Annotated in this window: 15 protein-coding genes and 1 pseudogene; 5 read left to right on the top strand and 11 right to left on the bottom strand. The window is 58.8% G+C overall.

Features of this window, described 5'->3' with window-relative positions; translation table 11 throughout:
• From ACYZT5_RS00470 to ACYZT5_RS00460, 3 genes are all read right to left on the bottom strand, one after another.
• The gene (locus tag ACYZT5_RS00470) at nucleotides 1–3,087 is read right to left on the bottom strand and encodes an efflux RND transporter permease subunit (RefSeq protein ID WP_462049321.1); all 3,087 of its coding nucleotides are present in this window, start codon (nucleotides 3,085–3,087) and stop codon (nucleotides 1–3) included.
• Nucleotides 3,084–4,205 (bottom strand): efflux RND transporter periplasmic adaptor subunit, encoded by a 1,122-nt coding sequence (locus ACYZT5_RS00465; protein WP_462049320.1) that lies wholly within the window; start codon nucleotides 4,203–4,205, stop codon nucleotides 3,084–3,086. Before ACYZT5_RS00465 ends, ACYZT5_RS00470 begins: the two co-directional genes overlap by 4 nt.
• A 176-nt stretch (nucleotides 4,206–4,381) precedes the next feature.
• Nucleotides 4,382–5,002, bottom strand: a complete 621-nt coding sequence (locus tag ACYZT5_RS00460; RefSeq protein WP_462049319.1) for a TetR/AcrR family transcriptional regulator — start codon at nucleotides 5,000–5,002, stop codon at nucleotides 4,382–4,384.
• Between the two features lie 87 nt (nucleotides 5,003–5,089).
• Here ACYZT5_RS00460 and ACYZT5_RS00455 point away from each other — a divergent pair, with 87 nt between their 5' ends.
• On the top strand, nucleotides 5,090–6,559 hold the full coding sequence (locus ACYZT5_RS00455; RefSeq protein WP_462049318.1) for an efflux transporter outer membrane subunit: 1,470 nt from the start codon (nucleotides 5,090–5,092) through the stop codon (nucleotides 6,557–6,559).
• 391 nt (nucleotides 6,560–6,950) lie between these two features.
• On the opposite strand, the gene ACYZT5_RS00450 is transcribed toward ACYZT5_RS00455, so the two are convergent.
• Nucleotides 6,951–8,468 carry a nucleobase:cation symporter-2 family protein gene (locus tag ACYZT5_RS00450; protein WP_462049317.1) on the bottom strand — a complete coding sequence of 506 codons (1,518 nt, stop codon included), beginning with the start codon at nucleotides 8,466–8,468 and terminating at the stop codon, nucleotides 6,951–6,953.
• 256 nt (nucleotides 8,469–8,724) lie between these two features.
• Here ACYZT5_RS00450 and ACYZT5_RS00445 point away from each other — a divergent pair, with 256 nt between their 5' ends.
• Nucleotides 8,725–9,006, top strand: coding sequence for a BrnT family toxin (locus tag ACYZT5_RS00445; RefSeq protein WP_462049316.1), 282 nt, complete (start codon nucleotides 8,725–8,727; stop codon nucleotides 9,004–9,006).
• Nucleotides 9,007–9,009: 3 nt separating this feature from the next.
• Nucleotides 9,010–9,342: a BrnA antitoxin family protein gene (locus ACYZT5_RS00440; RefSeq protein ID WP_462049315.1), complete on the top strand. Its 333-nt coding sequence runs from the start codon at nucleotides 9,010–9,012 to the stop codon at nucleotides 9,340–9,342.
• Nucleotides 9,343–9,407: 65 nt separating this feature from the next.
• On the opposite strand, the gene ACYZT5_RS00435 is transcribed toward ACYZT5_RS00440, so the two are convergent.
• The 3 genes from ACYZT5_RS00435 to ACYZT5_RS00425 all read right to left on the bottom strand — a co-directional run bounded on the left by ACYZT5_RS00435 (nucleotide 9,408) and on the right by ACYZT5_RS00425 (nucleotide 13,810).
• A complete protein-coding gene (locus ACYZT5_RS00435; RefSeq protein ID WP_462049314.1) occupies nucleotides 9,408–10,235 on the bottom strand; it encodes an arylamine N-acetyltransferase family protein in 828 nt (275 codons plus the stop codon).
• A 112-nt stretch (nucleotides 10,236–10,347) separates the two neighbouring features.
• Nucleotides 10,348–11,142, bottom strand: coding sequence for an exodeoxyribonuclease III (locus ACYZT5_RS00430; protein ID WP_462052357.1), 795 nt, complete (start codon nucleotides 11,140–11,142; stop codon nucleotides 10,348–10,350).
• Nucleotides 11,143–11,239: 97 nt separating this feature from the next.
• A complete protein-coding gene (locus ACYZT5_RS00425) occupies nucleotides 11,240–13,810 on the bottom strand; it encodes a bifunctional diguanylate cyclase/phosphodiesterase (RefSeq protein WP_462049313.1) in 2,571 nt (856 codons plus the stop codon).
• 261 nt (nucleotides 13,811–14,071) lie between these two features.
• Here ACYZT5_RS00425 and ACYZT5_RS00420 point away from each other — a divergent pair, with 261 nt between their 5' ends.
• Entirely contained in the window at nucleotides 14,072–14,422 is a 351-nt protein-coding gene (locus tag ACYZT5_RS00420) for a hypothetical protein (RefSeq protein ID WP_462049312.1), read from the top strand.
• Nucleotides 14,423–14,562: 140 nt separating this feature from the next.
• Here the strand turns inward: ACYZT5_RS00420 and ACYZT5_RS00415 are convergent.
• From ACYZT5_RS00415 to ACYZT5_RS00400, 4 genes and pseudogenes are all read right to left on the bottom strand, one after another.
• A pseudogene (locus ACYZT5_RS00415) lies at nucleotides 14,563–15,498 on the bottom strand (DUF1254 domain-containing protein); the annotation flags it as partial.
• A gap of 144 nt (nucleotides 15,499–15,642) precedes the next feature.
• On the bottom strand, nucleotides 15,643–17,214 hold the full coding sequence (locus ACYZT5_RS00410) for a sensor domain-containing diguanylate cyclase (protein ID WP_462049311.1): 1,572 nt from the start codon (nucleotides 17,212–17,214) through the stop codon (nucleotides 15,643–15,645).
• Between the two features lie 60 nt (nucleotides 17,215–17,274).
• Nucleotides 17,275–18,072 carry an aldolase gene (locus tag ACYZT5_RS00405; protein WP_462049310.1) on the bottom strand — a complete coding sequence of 266 codons (798 nt, stop codon included), beginning with the start codon at nucleotides 18,070–18,072 and terminating at the stop codon, nucleotides 17,275–17,277.
• A 14-nt stretch (nucleotides 18,073–18,086) separates the two neighbouring features.
• The gene (locus ACYZT5_RS00400; RefSeq protein ID WP_462049309.1) at nucleotides 18,087–18,791 is read right to left on the bottom strand and encodes a haloacid dehalogenase type II; all 705 of its coding nucleotides are present in this window, start codon (nucleotides 18,789–18,791) and stop codon (nucleotides 18,087–18,089) included.
• A 108-nt stretch (nucleotides 18,792–18,899) separates the two neighbouring features.
• Between ACYZT5_RS00400 and ACYZT5_RS00395 the strand changes: the two genes are divergently transcribed.
• Nucleotides 18,900–19,742: a LysR substrate-binding domain-containing protein gene (locus ACYZT5_RS00395; protein ID WP_462049308.1), complete on the top strand. Its 843-nt coding sequence runs from the start codon at nucleotides 18,900–18,902 to the stop codon at nucleotides 19,740–19,742.
• The last annotated feature ends 7 nt before the right edge of the window (nucleotides 19,743–19,749 follow it).

Below are 19,749 nucleotides of genomic sequence, written 5' to 3'. Positions count from 1 at the left end.
TCAAGCAACATGAGTGTTCGCTGCAAGCTCATGCGCGGGCTCTGGCTTGATCTTGAACCAGAGGGCGTACATCGCTGGCAGGAACACCAGGGTCAGCACGGTGCCGGCAAACGTACCGCCAATCAGGGTGTAGGCCAGCGTTCCCCAGAACACCGAATGGGTCAGCGGAATGAACGCCAACATCGCCGCCAACGCCGTGAGAATCACGGGCCTCGCTCGCTGCACAGTGGCTTCGACCACGGCGTTGTAAGGCGACAGGCCGGCTTGCTCATTGGAGTGAATCTGGCCGATGAGGATCAGCGTGTTGCGCATCAGAATCCCTGACAAGGCAATCAGTCCCACCAAGGCGTTGATCCCGAACGGTTGCTGGAACAGCAGCAGAATTGGCACCACACCAATCAGACCCAAAGGCGCTGTGGCGAACACCATCATCATTGCCGACATCGAGCGCACCTGAATAATGATGGTCAGCAACATCAGCGCGATCATGATCGGGAACAACGGTAGCAATGCCTTGTTCGCTTTGCCCGACTCCTCGATCGAGCCGGCAAACTCAATCCGGTAGCCCGCCGGCAGTTTTTCGATGATGGGCTGCAACTGCGTTATCAAGGCGTTGGAGACATCGGGAGGCTGAAGACCTTCAGCCACGTCACCGCGCACAGTTATCGTCGGCGTACGATCACGACGTCGCAGGATGGGCTCTTCCATGCGCACATCCACCGCCCCTACCTGGGACAGCGAAACGCGCTGGCCTTGGGCGCCGGTCAGCGTGAAGGCGGCAATTTTCGACGGATCCAGACGCGTCTCTCCCGCCGAGCGAGCGATCACCTGAACCGAACGAATGTCCTCACGCACCTCGGTGACAGGCACCCCCGTGAGCAGGAATTGGAGCTGTTGCGCGACATCGGTCGAGGTCAAGCCGAATGCTTGCAGGCGATCCTGATCCAGCGTGAGATGAAGTGCCGGCGCACGCTCGCCCAAGTCGGTGTTGACGGTCCTCATCATGGGGCTGGCGGTCATGACCTCACGCACCTGCGCGGCGATATCTCGCAACACCGCGGGGTCGGCGCCCATCACCCGAAAGGCCACCGGATACGGTGAATAAGGACCAAATACCAACTGCGTCACCCGCACCCGGGCTTCAGGCGCCAAGCCATCGGCCGCGGCTTGCCTGAGGCGGAGCTTGAGCGCCTCGCGCTCTTGCTGACTCGCCGTCAGGACGACGATTTTTGCGAAGGATGGATCGGGTAGCTCAGGGGCCATCGCCAAATAGAAGCGCGGCGCGCCCTGGCCAATGTAAGCGGTGACGATCTTGGCCTCCGGCTGCTGAGCCAACCACGCCTCGACTTTGGCCGCTGCCACATCAGTCTGCTCGATAGACGTGCCGTAAGGCATCTGCACCTCAACCAGCACCTCAGGCCGGTCGGACGTTGGAAAGAACTGCTTCTTGACCACGCCCATGCCCAGAATCGCAACAACAAACAAGCCCACGACAGATGCAGCCACCAGGCCTTTGCGGCGGATCACACCGCCCAGCAGGCGCCTGAAACGCTGGTAGTTCGGTGTACCGTAAATCGCCGTATGCCCGCCTTCAGGCACCTTGATCTGCGGCAGCAGTTTGACGCCCAGGTAAGGTGTAAACACCACGGCCACCAACCAGGAAGTGATCAGCGCAATGCCAACGATCCAGAACATATTTGCGGTGTACTCACCAGCGGTCGACTTGGCAAAACCGTTGGGCATAAAGCCGATCGCCGTCACCAACGTCCCCGACAACATCGGCGCGGCCGTGTGGCTCCAGGCATAAGCGGAGGCCTTGATTCGGTCGTAGCCCTCCTCCATCTTCACCACCATCATTTCTATGGCAATGATTGCATCGTCCACCAGCAGTCCCAGCGCCAGAATCAACGAGCCCAGGGTAATTCGATCGAAGTCTTTGCCCGTGGCCGCCATGACAATGAACACGGCCGCCAGGGTCAGCGGCACCGCCGCGGCAACCACAATGCCGACACGCCAGCCCATGCTGAGAAAACACACCAGCAGCACCACGCCCAGGGCAGCAAAAAACTTCACCATGAACTCGTTGACGGATGCGCCAATATTCACAGCCTGATCCGTGACCTTGGTCAGGCTCATGCCCAAAGGCATCTGCTCGTTGATCGCTGTCGCCTCGGCCTCCAGCGACTTCCCCAGATCCAGACCGTTCCAGCCATCGCGCATGACCACGCCGAGCAACAATGCGGGCTCGCCATTGTTGCGTACCAGGAACGTCGCAGGGTCCTCATAACCGCGCTTGACCTCAGCCACATCGGACAACTTGAGGGTTCTGCCCTGCACCGTCAGTGGGGTATTACGAATCTTCTGCAGGTCATCAAACGCGCCATCCAGGCGGATGAAAACCTGTGGGCCCTTCGCTTCAACTGAGCCGGCCGGCGTTATCATGTTCTGCGTGTTCAACGCACTGAAGATGTCTCGTGCGGAAATGCCCAGTGTCGCCAGACGCTCGTAGGACAGCTCGACAAAAATGCGCTCGGCCTGTTCACCGATGATGTTGACCTTCTTCACACCCGCCACATGCAGCAGACGCTGGCGCAAGCTCTCGGCTTCGCGCACCAACAGACGTTGCGGCTCGCCCTTGGCCTTGAGCGCATAGAGCGCGAAGGTGACATCGGAATACTCATCATTGACCATCGGGCCGATCACCCCAGACGGCAACCCCTTCTGCTCATCCAGGATTTTCTTGCGCGCCTGGTAAAACTCCTCCTGGACGGCTGAGGGCGGCGTGCTATCGAGCAGATAAACCGTGGTGAATGCCAAGCCGGGCCGGGTAAAGGTCTCGGTCCGGTCGTACCAACGCAGTTCCTGCATGCGTTTTTCCAGCTTTTCTACCACCTGGTCTTGGATCTCCTGGGCCGTCGCTCCAGGCCAGGCGGTGACCACCGTCATTTGTTTAATGGTGAATGCGGGGTCTTCCGCACGCCCCAGTTTGAAGAACGCGTACAACCCACCCACAGAAATCAGCAGGATCAAAAACAGGGTGATTGAGCGCTCGCGTACTGCCAGCGCCGAAAGATTGAAGCCGCTCATCGACTCACCTCCACCACCGTTTTTTGCGTGGCACCGGCAAGTTCAGTCCTGACCTTCTCTCCCTCATTCAATAGGTGCGCACCCAATGCGACGACACGATCACCCACCTGGAGATCACCCGTCACGCGCACGCTGGCCTCGTTATTCAGGCTGCGAACCTTGATCGGGCGCCATACCACATGCTCCGGTTCTCCCCCAACCACCCAGACACCCGGGCCTTTACCCGCGTCGTAGAGGGCCCCCATGGGCACCTGAAATTCCTTGGCATCAGCAACATCCGTGTCAGCGATAACCACTGAGATCGTCGAACCCAGGGTGGCGTTGGAGAGCGCCCCCTCCAGCACATAACGCGCTTCAAACGTTCGGGTCTGTCGGTCCGCAGAGTCGGACAGCTGACGTAAACGGGCGCTGCCTGCACGCTGGTTCTGCCCGTAGAGCTCAACCGTCGCCGCCGAGCCCAGCGCAGGACGTAGCGTCTCGGGTAACTGGATCACGGCCTCGCGCTGCCCTGAATGAGCAACGCGTACCACCATCTGTCCTGCGCCAACCACCTGCCCCGGCTCCGCCAAGGTATCCACTACAACCCCATCAGCATCCGCCAGCAACGTCGAATAACCGGTCGCGTTTTTCGCCACATCAGCCTGAGCCTGGGCAGCGTTTAGCTGAGCTTTCGCCGAGTCGGCAGCCGCTTTGATCCCTGCGTAAGCTGAGGCAGATACCGCACCGACGGACACCAAATCACGGTAGCGACGCTCATCATCGGAGGCCTGCCGGGCTCGGGCCGTAGCGGCCAGCACCGCTTCCTGCTGCGCCCTCGCGGTCAGCGTCAGGTCGTTGGCATCGATGCGCATGAGTGGCTGCCCACGTTTGACACTCTGCCCAGAGTCCACCAAGCGCTCCAAGACTTTCCCAGGCACCCGAAAACCGAGATCGCTCTGAACTCGAGCCGCGACGATACCGGTGAATACCCGTGCCGCAGGCGCGGAGGGTTGAACCACGCCGATGCGCACCAAGGGCACTTGAAGGCGAGGATCGGCAGGCGTGGCCTCGTTGCAGGCCGCTAGGGCAAACGGCAACAAAACAATGAAAATGAGTGACAGGCGGTGGCGCTGGATCATAAAGACCTCTCGGTAGCGGATGCACCATGCTTATTCAAGTGACCAATTCTGTCAATAGTCACTACCGAGACGAATGGACATCGCCCACTTGATCAGAGCAAAGCAAAGAGGGTTGATATCTAGTTTTTCAGTCGCACACGCTGATACGGATGCGCAGCGCATCCGTCAGCAGAGGTTTAAGGCATCAGGCTGCGCAGAACAAGATTGGAGATGAGAGAAGGGGCTTCTTCAATAAAATCGAGGTTGTACTGCAATAGCAGAGGATTGATGAAGGGCCGCAGAGCGAGATGAATCGCCTCTACCGTCTCGTCCAGCGGTGTCTTGCGTTCAAACTCGCCGAGCTCTCGCCCCTCACGCACGATTTGCAACACGAAACTCTTGATCTGAGCGTCATAGACTTGTGAGCTGGGCCAGCGCTCCGACGCGGCGAACGCTGCGATGTCGTAGAGTTTACGGTCGTTAAAGAACAGGCTCACACCTGTAGCGATTAAGGTTTTGACCAGGCGCCGAAAACGCTCAGTCGGCGAGATGCCGTCTACATTGATGGCCTGCTCCACTGCCGCAACGATTTCAGTCAGGCAATTTGTACAGATTGCTTCACCAATCGCCTGCTTGGATTCAAAGAATTTGTAGATGTAAGCCTTGGAAAAGCCGATGGCCTTGGCTAGGTCAGAAACCGTTGTTTTGCCATAACCATACTGACTGAAATGCTCGTTGGCCGCCGCAACAATCTGGTCTCGAATGTCGTGATCGGCTGGGCCACGGGCGCTGGGTGAAGAAACTGATGGCTGATTCATGCTAGCAGCTTACTCATCCCAAAGGTGGTTGACAACTTGTGACCAAATTGTAATATCGTCACAAACCGACCCTTTCGCAGGTATCGCATGCACCCTCCTCCTCGTTTCGCCGTCTTACTGTGTTTGGGTATGGTTGCAGGTTGCGCAGTGGGCCCCGACTACTCAGAACCCAGTGTGGAATTGCCCGAGCATTTCTCGGCGCAAACGTCCAAGGCACGACAAGTGGCCGTCGCAAATGCCGATCTCGCCGCTTGGTGGAACGCATTTGATGACCCGGTACTCAGTCAGCTGATAAATCGAGCACTTGAACAGAACCTCGATTTAGCCCAGGCAAGCGCAAGGATCGATCAGGCTCGCGCCGGTTTGGGGGCCGCTAACGCAGCCCTCCTGCCGTCGGCCACCGTCAACGGTCAAGCGGCCCGAGCCCGACAGTCATTGGAAACTCCGTTGGGCCAAGTGCTCAATTCAGCCCCTTCCTATAATCGCTACGGCAGTGCCTATGAGGCGAATTTGAATGCCGGCTGGGAGTTGGATGTGTTTGGCGGGCTGCGCCGCAGCAAAGAGGCGGCCTTCGCCGATTATCAGGCCTCACAAGCCGGGGCGATTGCCACACGCCTGGCAGTGGTCGCGCAAACAGCCGACCTTTACATCAGCATCCGTGGCCTGCAAGCACGCCTGGAAATTGCCCGGCAGCAAGTAGACACACGACAACAACTGCTCACCACCATCGAACATCTCTACGCAAAAGGCCTGGCGGCTGAACTGCAGTTGAACCAGACCCAAGGCGCGCTGAATCAAGCGCAGGCCACCGTTCCGGTACTGCAAGCAGGCATTGACGCGGCAATGAATGCGCTGGATGTCATGTTGGGCAAGGCGCCCGGCACTTATAGCGCGCAGTTGACTAAGCCGGCGCCCATCCCTGATGTGCCAGGCCTCTCGGACATGGGCGCTCCGGCCGACCTGCTGCGTCGGCGTCCAGACTTGATCGTCGCTGAGCGCCGGCTTGCGGCATCCAACGCACGCATCGGCGAAGCCATGTCCGAGTACTACCCTAAACTGTCTGTGGGGGCGCTGCTCGGCAGTGCTACCTCGGCATCCAGCGCAAACCTGTTCAGCAACGGCGCCAGTCAGGCTTCGGCGGCACTGGGATTACGTTGGAGGCTGTTCGATTTTGGCCGCATCAACGCTCAAATTGATTTGGCGAAAGGCCAAGAAGCCGAAGCCTTAGCCGCTTACCGCCAGTCCGTTCTGCGGGCCTGCGAAGATGTTGAAAGCGCTTTTTCGGCGCTGATCAACCGCGAGCAACAATCGACACAACTCGCCCAGGGCGAGTCGGCGTATGCGAAAGCCCGAGCGACGTCGTTTGTCGCCTATGAAAAAGGCGTGGTCAGCCTGATCGAAGTACTGGATGCCGATGAACACCTTTTAGCGGCATCTGATGGCAGAGCTCAGGCACAAACTGAATCGGCTCGCGCTGCAGTGGCCACGTTCAAAGCATTGGGCGGCGGTTGGCAGCGGGACGACTCAGATGCTCGCGTTGCCTCAAAGACACGGTAGAACTGTGACCTGTGTCATCCCTCTTAACGGCCTTAACCGACCGTTTTTTTGGAGGGGTATCAGCCAGCGCCCTCCCTCAGCCCCAGCTAAGCTTCGTCCGCCAAGCGAATTAGCGAGCCCGAGGATTTGTCGTCGTTAATTACCTGAGCTCTTCGCCAAGAATCCTTCCCACGCCGACGTGGTGGCATTTAACCAGTCCAGGTCGTGGAGCCAGACAGCAATATCGAAAAGCCCCTGAATCGAAAGGTTCAGGGGCTTTTTTGTGGCCAAAAGATCGCAGCCTCGTTTCACTCGACAGCTCCTACAGAGAATTGCGTTCCACTGTAGGAGCTGTCGAGTGAAACGAGGCTGCGATCTTTTGATCTACCAGCCTTTTAAGCGAATACAACTGTCAGACATGCTCACTGCTTTTGGCATGAGCCGCACGATGCTCGCTCGAATCATGGGTCGCTTCCACCACCGGAATCTCATTCCCGTCGCAGTCACGCAGTTTACCTTCGCTGAAGTAATCCCCTTCGCGCAACGCTGCCAGATCCTGATAACGCAGGACGCGCTCAGTACCGGCCGCGAACACCGATTGCTGATCCGAGTTACCGGCAGTGAGGTGGTTGAAGGTCAGGTTAAGCACGATGGCCATGATCGCCGAGGAGCTGATGCCTGAGTGGAAGATCGTTGCGAACCAGCTTGGGAAGTGGTCGTAGAAGTTCGGCGCAGCGATGGGGATCATGCCGAAGCCGATGGAGGTGGCGACGATGATCAGGTTGACGTTGTTGCGGTAGTCGACCTTGGACAGCGTACGAATACCGCTGGCCGCCACGGTGCCGAACAGCACGATACCGGCGCCGCCGAGAACAGAAGTCGGTACAGCGGCGATGACCCGCCCCATAAAAGGCAGCAAGCCGAGGATCACCAGAAACAAACCACCGGTAGCCACCACGAAGCGGCTCTTGATGCCGGTCACCGCCACCAGTCCGACGTTCTGGGCGAAGGCGCTTTGGGTGAAGGAGCCGAAGATCGGCGCGATCATGCTCGACAGCATGTCGGCGCGCAGGCCGTTGCCCAGGCGTTTGGAGTCGACCTTGGTGCCGATGATCTCACCCACCGCGAGGATGTCGGCCGAGGTTTCCACCAGGGTCACGATCACCACGATGCACATCGACAGGATGGCGGCGAAGTGGAAGGTCGGCATGCCGAAATGGAAGGGTGTCGGGAAGCCGAACATCGGGCCCTGGGTGACGGACGAGAAGTCTGCCATGCCGAGGAACACGGCGATCACCGTACCGATGACCATGGCCAACAGGATCGACAAACGAGAGATGGTCGCGCTGCCGATCTTGCTCAGCAGCAGCACCAACACCAGCGTCACGGCCGCCAGACCGATGTTCGCCATGCTGCCGAAGTCCGGGGCATGGCTGTTGCCGCCCATGGCCCAGCGTGCGGCTACCGGCATCAGCGTCAGGCCGATGGTGGTGATCACGATGCCCGTCACCAACGGCGGGAAAAACCTGGTAATGCGTGAGAACACCGGCGTGATCAGCAAACCAATCAGGGAGGCGGCAATCACCGCCCCGAGAATCGATTGAAACCCGCCCTCCCCGCCACTGCTGACAATCGCCACCATCGTCGCGACACCAGAGAAAGACACGCCCTGTACCAGCGGCAATTGGCAGCCGAAAAACGGTAAACCCAGCGTTTGCAGTAATGTCGCCAAGCCACCCGCAAACAATGAAGCAGCAATCAACAAACCGATGTCCGCCGGCGAGAGCCCGGCCGCCTGGCCGATGATCAAAGGCACCGCGACGATGCCGCCGTACATGGTCAGAACGTGTTGCAGGCCGTAAGCCATATTCGCGCCGACACCGAGATTTTCGTCCTCAGGCCGTTGGTGTGAAACAGGAGGCGTTTTCATGGTTTGGGGGGTTCCCTGGTTTTTGTTGTGCGCACACTGTATGCAAGAGTCAGGACAAATGTCTATAGAGTTGTATACAACTAATCAGTCAGATTATGGACACCTGTCCACACGCTCCTTTACCTGCGCAGTCTCCCCCCTCCAAAAACTTATGAAATACATCCTTTCTTTGCCTCCTTCCTCGCCCGCTAGTCTTTGGAGTTCCAAGCGACCGCCGGCACGGACGCCTCTCGCTTATACATATAAAGTATGCATAATGAAGCCATTCGAGATTCAGTATCACAAGGCAAAGAACGCAGCTAACAAATTAAAGCATCAAGGGATCAGCCTCGCGGAAACGGAGGCCGTGTTTTATGACGGGAGAGCCCTCTCGTTGCAAGACAACCATCACGATGAGCAGCGGTGGATCATCATGGGGCTGGATGCCAAAGGTCGTTTGTTGGTCGTTGCGTACACCTATCGCGATCCGAATTTCGTTCGAATCATTTCTGCGCGCATCGCCACCAAAAACGAGCGCCGGCGCTATACGGAGGTTTGATCAATGAAAGACGAATACGACTTCAGCAATGCCAAGCGCGGAGCAGTTGCTTCCAGCAAAGGCAAAACCCGAATTACCATCATGCTGGATGATGTCGTCATAGAGGCTGCTCGCTCTACGGCCGAGAGCGAGGGATTTGGCTATCAGACGGTGATCAACAACACCTTGCGCCAGGCCTTGCTCACCGATAAAGGCAAAACAGCCGAGCCGGATCAGTGCACCGCTGTTGCGAACGCGGGACATTTCAAAGAAGGGATTACGGCCAGCGAACTGCGCAGTCTGGAGAAAAAACTCTCAGAGGTCCTCAGCGAAATCCATCGAGTGATGGAGTCTTGATCCTGCCTCATGAGCACTGTCGAGCGATTCACGCCCGAGTGCCGCGGTTTGGTACTAAAGCTGAGCTAGCTTGATTCAATCAGCCCCTCAAACACCCGCTTCAACCCGGCATGCACCGGCACCCGAATTCCGAACTCACGCTCCAGCAACCCGATCAACTCATCCACATCCGCCACTTGCCGCCGTTCAGTCTCACTGCCGATACGATGAATCGCAAAATTGCCGTTATTGAGCGTGCGTCGCCATCCCTCCCCTGTGCGCGCCACCATCAACTGTCTGGCAAAAGACGATTCGGGATGGGTCGAGACATACCAATTGCCGACGGCGTAATCGATGTCCTCCTGGCGCTGTAAATCGAAAATGTACATCGCCCGCCATTCGCCGGCGACGTTGGCACGGAGGGTGTAGCCATCCTGGTGCTGTTCGATGCGATAGGGTTCGTGAGGTGTGAGCTGTTCAGCCGAGGTATCGAGCAACAGCGGTGCAGTGGGCACCATGCCGCCGAAGCCGACGTCGGTGATGTAGCGCACGCTGTCCAGGGTTACCAGGCTCAAGCGGTGCGTACGGGCGGTCCACGCGCCTTCGGGCTGGCCCATGACCACTCGGCCGGAGATGGCGCGAGCATCGAAACCCAGTTCCTGGAGCAAGACCAGAAACAGGTTGTTGAGTTCGTAGCAGTAACCGCCGCGACCGTCGTGCAGGACCTTTTGCTCAATGGACGGCAGGTCGATGAGCACCGGCTGACCCGACAACGTGGTGAGGTTTTCGAACGGGAAGGCGCCGGTGTGGCGCAGTTGAAGTTGGCGCAGGGTTTCCAGAGTCGGCGCCGGGGGCGCGTCGAAGCCCAGACGCTGCAAGTACAACGCACGGTTCGTCAGGTGTGGCTCGCTCATTGCTCTGTCCTTATGCATGGGGCCTCGGATCTCTGGGCCGATGGGCGCCATGTATAAGGGATAAAGCGGCTCGACTGACAATTGATTTAGCCAATCGCCGCACACGTAAAGATCAACGCCGCTTGCGCGAACTCAACCGAATCCACGTCGGCGCGTGATCGCTGGCATGCGGCTCGTTGCGAACCCAGGCATCGACTCCCGCCTCATGCAGATAAGGGCTCAGCGCCGGGTTAAGCAACAGATGATCGATACGCAGGCCTGAGTTTTTCTGCCAGTGCTGGCGAAAATAATCCCAGAACGTATAGAGCCGATCCTCCGGATACAGATGGCGCAAGGAGTCGGTCCAGCCCTGGGCCAACAGGCGCTGATAACACTCGCGGCTTTCGGGTTGCAGCAACGCATCCTTCAGCCAGGATCGCGGGTTGTAAATATCCAGGTCGGTGGGCACCACGTTGTAGTCACCGGCCAGCACCACGGGATGCTCACTGGCCTGCAGCGTCTGCGCGTATTGGATCAGCCGTTCGAACCACGCCAGCTTGTAATCAAACTTCGGCCCCGGCTGCGGGTTGCCATTGGGCAGGTACAGGCAGCCCACCAGAATCCCGTGCACGGCGGCCTCCAGATACCGGCTATGGGTGTCGCTGTCATCGCCCGGCAGACCTCGACGACTCTCCAGCGGCTGTGCATCCCGCGCCAGAATCGCCACCCCGTTCCACGAAGACTGACCTTGCCAGATCGCGCCGTAGCCAGCAGCCTCAAGCTCGGCGGCGGGGAATGCACTGTCGACCGACTTGAGCTCCTGCAAACAGGCAATGTCCGGCTGCTCCCGCTCAAGCCAGGCCAGCAAGTTCGGCAGTCGGGCGCGCATGCCGTTGACGTTGAACGTCGCGATTCTCAGGTTCTTCATGTTCCACGCTCGCAATGGCGGGTCGATATCCAGTTGTGACCGGGGTGCATCCCGGCAGTTGCCACCGCGAGTGAGAAAGGCGACTAAAGGCACGCCCCTACACTGGAAACTCGTCCCGCGATGCCTTGAGCAATGGCAGCAACGCCTGCTTCTCCATGGGTCGACTCAAATAGAATCCCTGCACCTCATGGCACTGATCCGAGATCAGGAAGTCCAGTTGTTCCAGGGTTTCGACCCCTTCTGCCGTCACGGTCAGGCCCATGGCCTTGCCCAAGTTGATGATTGCCTGCACCACGGCGCGGTCATTGCCGCCGCTGCTCATGGACGAGATGAAACGCTTGTCGATCTTGATCCCGTCGAACGGGTATGTGCGCAGGTAACCCAGGGACGAATAGCCGGTGCCGAAGTCGTCCATGTTCAACCGTACGCCCAGCTCCTTGAGCGCATTCATGGTCGCCAACGCGCCCTCGACATCGATGAGCATCACGTTTTCGGTGATTTCCAGCTCCAGGCGACTGGCCGGTAAACGGGTCTGGATCAACGCCTCCCTGACGTCCTCCACCACATCGCTGCGGGCAAATTGAACCGGCGACAAATTGACCGACACCATCAACGCACCGGGCCAGGTCAGGGCCGTTTCACAGGCTTCGCGCAATACCCACCGCCCCAAAGGCACGATCAAGTCAGTCTGCTCGGCCAATGGGATAAACGCGTCGGGGCTCAGCAGCCCCTGTTCCGGATGCTGCCAGCGCAGCAACGCTTCCACCGAGACGACCTGCTTGCCGCCCATGTTGTAGCGCGGCTGGTAATGCATCACGAACTCGTTGTTCTTGATTGCCCGGCGCAGGTCATTTTCCAGTTGCCGGCGGTGCTGGATCTGATCGTTCATGTGCGGCGCAAAGTAGCTCCAGGTCCTCTTGCCATCGGATTTAGCCTGATACAGCGCAATGTCGGCACACCGGATCAACTCATTAGGGATGTAGCCCTGACGCCGACTCAAGGCGACACCGATGCTCGCCCCAATGTGCAGCGTGTGATGCTCGTAATGAATCGGCTGGTGCAGGCTCTCGAGCAAGCGTTCGCAGAACCGGTCGATTTCGGCGTGGCTGTCCATGCCGTTGAGCACCAGCACAAACTCATCACCACCGAGCCGAGCGACCAGATCAATGTCCCGCGTGCACTCGCGCAACCGGGTGGCAACTTCCAGCAGCACGGCGTCGCCGGCCGGGTGGCCGAGGGAATCGTTGATTGGCTTGAAATTATCCAGATCGATCATCAACAGCGCCAGCGCCGCCGAATGCTCTTTCTGCGCCAGGGTCTCGTCGAGGAAACGCGCCAGTTTGTTGCGATTCGGCAGCCCCGTCAGGGCATCGTGCAACGACAGATGCTGGATCTGGGCATGGGCGGCGACTTCATCGGTGATGTTGCTGGCCGTTCCGCGATAGCCCAGTACCGCACCCTTGCGATGGATAGGTCGCGCCGAAACCCGGCAAATACGCTGTTGCCCCGACTGATCGCGATAGGCGCAGCGCAAATGGCTGACGGGTTGTTCTTCATTGAGCTTATGCAGCCACAGCGACAAGGGAATTGTTTCGCAATTGAGCAGTTGCCCGATGTCTTGCCCTATCCATTGCTGATCGGAATAACCGGTGACGGTGGCAAAACGTCCTGACAGATAAGAGATGCAATGCTTGTCGTCGATTTCCCAGATCCAGTCGGAAGCGGCCTCAGCCACTGCTCGAAATCGTTCTTCACTGGCCTCCAGCGCCTGATTCGATAAATCGAGGCTGGCGTAGCTGGCATCCACGTGCCCGGACGTGCGTAAGACATACCGGAAGACATAAGCCGTTAACAACGCCAACACCAACAGCGCGCCGCCCAATGGCGGCAGCAGCGACCAGAGCAATTGATGACCCGGTTGCTCAAGTCGGGAAACCAGGCTGTAGCCGGTGCCCGCCAATGCCACGGCTGGCTTGCCGGGCGCGATGGCGTCATCAGGCGCCAGGTTTAAATCATGCAAACCGTAATCGGTGCTCAGGGCGCTGAGCTTGTCAGGGCTTAACTGGTCGACGAACACCAGCACCGAGGTGCTTTGAGGATCGGCCGCCGGCCTTTCGTCATTGGGGACGATCGCGGCAGCCGTCAGCAATGCCGGTTTGCCCTCGAACAGCGTGAACTGGCTGACGGGATCAATGAGGCTTTCCTGACGCTGGACGGCCTGTATCAGCGTCGCCATCGATGCCGAAAGATAGGTGGTCGCCGCCTCTTGCACCTGAAGCCCGCGCACCACGGCGTATTTGGTCTGCTGATGATCGACGACGAAGACGCCATCGTAGTGATCGATGCTGAACAAGGTTTTGCCCAGGTTCTGCTCGACGTAGGCCCATTGCACATCGACCTTACCGTTCAAATGGTCGTAGGCGGTCGTCCAGTTTGCATAACTGGCGACGTAGCTTTTCGAGGCGGTGATGCGGTTTTCCAGCGCACGCTGGGTGTAGAAAGTGGTCTTGGTCAGGTCTTGGGCGTCCAGCCGTCCGGCAATGTTGAACAAGGCCAACAAGGCGATCAGCACACCCAGAACAAACAGCAGGCCGACGACAATCACCAGGTTGCGGGTTATCGGCGTATGACGGGGAGCGGCGACGGTGGTATTGGCAGTCATTTCCATGCACTTGATCCTGTCAATCGATTGCCTGATCGGGATGCGACGCTCGCAATGCTTTTTTACCAAGGCACTTGCTGAACGTTCATTGACCATAGCACCATGCCGGGCCCTGACGCCGGGATAACGCAAGTCATTGCCGCAATTGAAGAACCGTTAACACAACCCTTGCCAATCGACGGCCGCTGCCACTCGTCAACCAACCGGCACCAACCGCCCAGCGCTTCACACCAACATCAGGTAACGACTCATCTTTGGAGACGCACCATGATGATCATCAAACTCACCTTGCTGTTGCTGGCTGGAGTGCTGTCCGTCGCATCCATGGCCACGTTTGCAGCCTCCGGCGATGGCGCTGACGCAACCGGAACCCAGTCTGGCTCAACCGGCGGTTCGACAATGGCGCCCAACAACAACAACAACAACAACAACAACAACAACAACAACAACAACCCGGGCGAACCTTCAGGCGGCCACAGCGCTGACGGCGGCAGTGGATCGGACCCTTCCAGCGGTGGTAATGGCGGCAATGGTGGAAACAGCGGTTCTGGCGCGGGTGGTGGCACGGGTGCTGCGGGGGGAGGAACGGGCGGTGCCGGAGGCGGGACAGGCAGCTGAACGCGTAGAGGCAGCCGATGACGACTGCTGTCAGTTGGGTGCTACACACCGGCTTGTGACCGCCGGCAGGTTCCACTTGCCGTTCAACACCTCGGGCTTGAGCCCATACAAACGCATGATCAGGTTGAACCGACCCTTCTGCCGTTGACCACGCGCGTGAGCGTTGGAGCCTTCCACGTCATCAGCGTCTGCGCGTCTTCGGGCACGGTCTGAAGCGCCGCTTTGATTTCAGGCTCCAGCGCATCCAGGTCGAACGATTTACCGGATTCGATACCGATACGCTTCATCTGCACCAGGATCGGTTGATCGGTGATGTGCGCAGGGTGCATTTGGAGCAATTGGGCGGCGTAGGCGAAGTAGTCGGCCACCGACATTGTGTCGACCTGGATCTTTGGCGGGGTCTTCAGGTCCACGGTCGGCTCGACTTTCACGCTGGCCGGCTCGGGACTTTTACCCAGCCGGGACAGCGGCGTCACGGTGTAGCCCGCCTGAATTTTGTGCACTGCCGCGTAGTCCGCAGCACCGTCGGTGGCGGTGCGGCCAATGACCCAGACAAAGAGTGTGGGTGCCGGCAGATGGTTCAGTCCAGCAGGCACCGTCCCGGTCCAGTCCGGCGGTGTCACCAGAAACTGCCCCGCTTGTGTACCCGTGGTGAGCCAGCCCGGTGGAGCGAACACATCGGTCAACATGTCGAGCATCGGCAGCACGTAAAAACGCCCGGACGTATCGGGCGCGGCGATCACCAGCGGTTCTTTGGTCAAATCCAGCCAGGCAATGGAATACACGGTGTCGAAGTCCGAGCGCACCACACCTTTGAAATCGGCGGGTGGATACTGCGGCAGGCTGAAAAACCTATTCATCGGACCTTTACCGAATTCCTTGCCCGATTCGATGTGGGTGAATTGCTTGCGGGTGATGTCCATGGTCAACAGCGGGTAAAAATAAAGGTAGGCATCCACGCCAATGGCGTGAGCTTCTTCGGCTGTGACTTTCGATTGAGCGTGGCTCGCAAGCGGAAAGATGGCGGAGACTGCAACGGCTAGAGCAACGGCTGTCAATGCTTGAGTTATCAACATTTTGGCGATCGTCCCGTGCGGAGGGGAGACTTGCCGGAATTGGCAGACCTACCGCAACTCTAGACGATCAATTCAAGAGGATCTGAGAGGCGGACAGCCGGCTGGCCGGGGTGTTGCGCGGGTGAAACACCATCGAGCTTCACCTCAACGATCCGAACGCAGCAGTGCCTCGACACCGCCCTCCATCGACAACACCGCCGAGCGGTTTCGCCCCGAATGCTTGGCTTGATACAGCGCCGCGTCCGCTCGCTCGATAAACACTTCCATGCTGTCCATCCCCGTCGGCACAAACGAATAACAGCCAAGACTGACCGTCACGAAGCCCGAGGGTGAACCGCTGTGGATGATGTTCTTGTCCATGACGCTGCGGCGGATCTGCTCGGCAATCACCATCGCGCCGTGAATGTCAGTGTCGGGCAGCAAAACCGCAAACTCCTCACCGCCGTAACGCACCGCCAAATCGGCTTTTCGATGGCAGCACCCCTTCACCGCCCGCGCCACTTCAGCCAGGCAATGGTCCCCCGCCACATGGCCGTAAGCGTCGTTGTAGGGTTTGAAGTAATCGATATCGAGCATGATCAGGCTCAGCGAACTCGACTGCCGGGCACCACGGCCGAACTCGATGTCCAGCGCCCCTTCGAACAACCGGCGATTGGCCAGGCCGGTCAGGCTGTCATGGGTCGCGATCAGCTTCAGCGCTTCCTTCGCCTTGCGCAAATCCGCCTCGACCCGTTCGCCGAGGCGCACCTGATAAAGGAACACCCAACCGAACAGCCCCACGCCCAGCACCACCAGGGCAACGATGACCGAAGAACGAAACGCCGTGTCGTACCAATCCTTGAGAATCGATTCCCTGGACGAGGCGGCGGACACTACCAGCGGATAAGTGTCGAGCTGACGGTAGCCATACAACCGCACAACACCATCGACCAGCGAGCTGAACATCGCGCTACCGGAGGACGCGTTGGGCAGCCATTTTTCAAAGATCTCGCTCTTGGCCAGTGATGTGCCAATCAGCGAATCCACAAACGGCCGTCGCGCCAGCAACGTTCCGTCGGTCAACCCCAAAAACATCGAACCGTTGTCATCAATGCTGAAGCTTTTGAAGAACTGATCGAAGTACGCCATCTTGATTCCGGCCAACAAGACGCCCTGGAAATTGCCATTCTTGTCGTTCACACGCTTGGATATCGGAATGATCCACTCGCCATTTTCCCGACTGCGAATCGCCGGCCCGATGTGCGCCAGGGACGAAACGTTCTGCTGGTGGAACTTGAAATACTCGCGATCCGCCACACCCGGTCCGCGTGGCAGATTTTCGAAAGAGGTAACGAGCCACTGCCCCTTCTGGTCGAACAGAAATATCCCGTGCAATTGATTCAGCGCCTGCACCCGTCGGGCGAACGTCTTCTGCAAGCGTGCCTTTTGAGGCGCGCCGAAACCGTCAGCCTGAATCCAGTCCGCCAGGCTGGTCAGCACCAGATCGGCTTGCATGAAGGTGTCTTCAGCCTGCTGTGCCATGGCCCGCGTCAGGTTTGATGACGCCACTTGCGCCAATGCCAGATCGTGCCGGCGCGATTGCTCCAGTTGCAGGTAAAGCAAACCGCACAGGCTCAGGCACACGACCGCAATAAACAGCACCGCTGCTTTGCGCAACGGTAACCGTTTCAACGTGACGCCCGTGGCGTTGTGCGGATCGTAAAGAGGGATAGGCAAAAGCTCGTCCTGTAAGGGTAAGGCATGGGCAAAGACCCAAAACCCTTATTTTTTGTGAGCTTAGTCTACGGGGGGGTAAGGGGGCAAATGTCCTTGGGCTAGCCGCCGCATCGCACTGCGCAAATGCGCCCGGGCACTTTCTGCATCCCCCAGGCGCATTTGCTTATACGCCCGCAGGGCAATCTCATGAGGCACCGGCTTGAGTTCGCGCTGGGTCGCCATCGCCATCAACTGCACCTGGGCGGCACGCTCAAGGTAATACAAATCATCCCAGGCTTCAGCGATGGTGGGTCCGGCGACGATCACCCCGTGGTTCTTCAAAAACAGGATGTCGGCATCGCCCATGACGCTGGCAATCCGGTCGCCTTCAGAAGCGTCGAGCGCCAGACCGTTGTAATCCTCGTCCACCGCCGTACGGCCGTAGAACTTCAAGGCCGTCTGCCCCAGCCACAACAGCGGCGGGCCTTGCAGCAGGCACAATGCCGTGGCGTGTGGCATATGCGTGTGAAACGCCACTTTCACCCTCGGCAGCTGTTGATGCAGTCGCGCGTGGATATAGAACGCGGTCGCTTCCGGTTGCCCTTCGCCGGCCACGACGTTGCCGTGAAAGTCGCAGACCAGCAGATTCTGCGCCGTCACCTCCGCGAACGCATAACCGTAGGGGTTCACAAAAAACAGATCATCACGGCCCGGCACCATGGCGGAAAAATGGTTGCAGATGCCCTCCTCCAAACCGTGCAGAGCCGCCAGTTGAAAGCACGCTGCCAATTCCGTGCGAGCGGTGATGGCGGCCTCCGAATCCAGATTGAGATTGGCGTAACGCGCCGGACGAGAATGGCCTGCAAGGGTGTGTGCCATGACGACTCCGTGTTTTACCAGCCAAGGGATGTGAACAAGGGCACGACCTGATCCAGCGTGCTTACTATCGCATCGGGTTGATAGTCCGGCAGCAATTGCCGACCCGTGCCGCGGTCAATCCAGACGCAGCGAAAGTGCATGTCGCGGGCGGCGGTGTGGTCCAGCATTGGGCTCGCGCAGATGTGCACCACCTGATCACGACTGACGCCGAGCTGTTCATGAGCGTAGTCAAACAACCGCGGATTCGGCTTGTAAGCACCGGCCTGCTGGGCGGTGATGACCCGGTCGATATGCCCACCGAGTTGCGCAACATTGCCGGCGATGATGTCGTCGTCGGTGTTGGACACGATGCACAGCTTGAACCCCATCGCCTTGAGCCGCGCGAGCGTCTCGACCACTTCGGGGAACGGTGGCATCCGCGGGATCGCCCCGGCCAGCCGCTGACTGTCTTCGGGCGCACTCGCCAGCCCCAACTCTTCCAGGGCGAAGTGCAAGCCCTGCGTGCTCAATTGGCGAAACGAGCGATGCGGCGGGACCTGCTCCAGGCGGTGTTCATGCCGGTCGTACACCTCGATCAGTCGATCGACATCAACGGCGTGGTCAACTTTGTCGCGCAATATCTCGGCAACCACGGCCTTCAAGCCTTCATCCCACTGAATCAGCGTGCCGTAGCAATCGAAGGTCAGCCACTCGGGGCGCGGGGTGTTTTTGAGTGTCATGTTCGTCTCCTCTGAAAGATGATTTTCAGATTACGAGTCATTTGAGATAGTGTGAAATTAAATTAATATCGACTTGTCAGTGGCATATCGAATATCAAGGAAACCGCCATGCTCGACCTCGAGTTGCTCAAGACCTTCGTCTGCGTGGTCGACGAAGGCAGTTTCACCCGCGCCGCCGAGCGTGTGCATCGGACCCAATCCACCGTGAGCCAACAGGTTCGCAAACTCGAAGAACTGGTCGGGCATTCGCTGCTGCTTCGTGATCGAACCGGGCAGAACATCAGCGTCACCGAGCATGGCGAACTGCTGATTCACTATGCCCGGCGCTTGCTGGCGCTGTCCTCTGAAGCGGTTGAAGCGCTGGCCAGTGACCTCGATCTGGAGATCCTGCGCATCGGTGTACCGGAGGATTTCGATGCCAGGCGCATGGCGGTCATTCTCGCCGGCTTCAACCGCGCCAGACCGCAAGCGCGTCTGGAAACCATCAGCGGCATGAGCACCGATCTCAAGCAGAAACTGAGCACTGGCGCCCTCGACATTGCATTGGTCAAGCGTGAACCGGACAGCGGGCCGTGCTGGGCAGCCTGGCCGGAAGTGTTGGTGTGGGTCAAAGGAGCAGGCGTGGATTCAGCCAGCGGGGTTTTGCCATTGGCGCTGTTCCCGCAGGGCTGCATTTACCGTCAACGGGCCATCCGCCTGCTGGATGTGGCTCAGCGGCCCTGGCGGGTTGCGTTCGGCAGTCATAGCCTGACGGGCATTCAGGCGGCGGTGACTTCAGGTTTGGGCGTGTCGGTGCTGCCCGCTTCGGCGGTATTGCCTGAGCACAGTGTATGCACCGACTTGCCCGAATTGCCGCCGACAGAGTTGGCGTTGATCAGCCGCGAGGGTGCGCTGACCGGGTTGCAACGAGCGTTGGTGGAGTTTTTGTGCGAGGAGCTGGGCCAGGCATGATCACAAA

Source organism: Pseudomonas sp. LB3P14 (assembly GCF_054898045.1).
Note: the sequence above shows the minus strand (reverse complement) of the source record. Positions and strands in the feature narration are given on the sequence as shown.